At 68.5% G+C, this 279-nt stretch carries 1 protein-coding gene; it reads right to left on the reverse strand.

Features of this window, described 5'->3' with window-relative positions; all coding sequences use genetic code 11:
• Window positions 1-279, reverse strand: a 279-nt coding sequence (locus tag JYB63_RS23115) for a DALR domain-containing protein (protein WP_336510923.1), incomplete at both ends; no start/stop codon positions are given.

The following is a 279-nucleotide window of genomic DNA, read 5'->3' on the forward strand; positions in this document are numbered from 1 at the left end:
GCGCCTCCTTGCAGGAACTGCTCCGGCTCCTGCTGCAGCAGGCCAAGCACGTTCGCCAGCTTGCGCAGTTCCGCCGCCATGCCGCTGGCCGCCGCCATGTCTTCCCCCTTCAGGCGGTTAACCTCGCGCGCCAGATCGAACAACGCCGAGTAGGCTTCCGGGGTGTTGAAGTCGTCGTCCATCGCTTCGCGGAAGCGAGCTTCGAACGCTTCGCCGCCGGCCGGCGCGGCATTGGCGTCGGTGCCACGCAGCGCGGTATAGAGGCGCTCCAGCGCGGTG

The sequence above is a fragment of the Aliamphritea spongicola genome, assembly GCF_017051665.1.
GTDB classification, from domain to species: Bacteria; Pseudomonadota; Gammaproteobacteria; order Pseudomonadales; family Balneatricaceae; genus Amphritea; species Amphritea spongicola.